Source organism: Oleiphilus sp. HI0067 (assembly GCF_001635735.1).
On sequence record NZ_LWFI01001385.1, the window covers coordinates 1 to 697 of the forward strand.

Below are 697 nucleotides of genomic sequence, written 5' to 3' on the forward strand. Positions count from 1 at the left end.
CATCATCCAAAGTTTTCTCAACCTTGTACATGCAGAAAACCAAGACCAGGCATGATCACAAAAGCAACGCGCGACTTCAAATTACGATTGGCTGAAAGCATTTTGGTTGGCGATAGCAGCTCTGATGTCTCAGTAGCTCGTACTGCCGGCGTCGGCAAAGCCGTCTTATTCAAAGATCCAAATGTGCACAGCGCGCACCGAAGCCGCATATTCCCAGAGCTTTATTTGGAAAAATCTAAACGATTTTACAAGACACGAAGCCTTAGCAGCGTCACAAGACTGTTGTAAACTACGCCCCAAGAAAATACTCGCGAACTAATTGGATAATCATATGAGTCAACGCATCAAAGCGCATATTGAACGCAGCATCGAAGCAAAAACACGTATTTCAAATGATGCTGCCATCCTCGAGCAGCTAGAAACCTCCATTCAACTTTGTGTTGAAGCGATACGTGCAGGTAAAAAAGTACTGTTTATTGGTAACGGAGGAAGCGCCTCGGATGCTCAACATCTTGCTGCTGAACTCGTTGGCCGCTATCGCTTTGATCGTGAATCATTGCCAGCCATCGCACTAACCACTGACACCTCAGCCTTAACCGCGATCGGTAATGACTATGGCTATGACGAAGTCTTTGCAAGACAACTATCAGGACTTGGTCAAGCAGGCGATGTACTTGTCGCTATCTCAACATCTGGT

Annotated in this window: 2 protein-coding genes; both read left to right on the forward strand. The window is 46.1% G+C overall.

Features of this window, described 5'->3' with window-relative positions; all coding sequences use genetic code 11:
* Window positions 1-288: HAD hydrolase-like protein (locus A3739_RS21920; RefSeq protein WP_156502754.1), on the forward strand; the 288-nt coding region annotated here is incomplete at its 5' end.
* A 43-nt stretch (window positions 289-331) separates the two neighbouring features.
* Window positions 332-697 (forward strand): SIS domain-containing protein (locus tag A3739_RS21925; protein ID WP_156502755.1); only part of this gene is annotated, 366 nt, incomplete at its 3' end.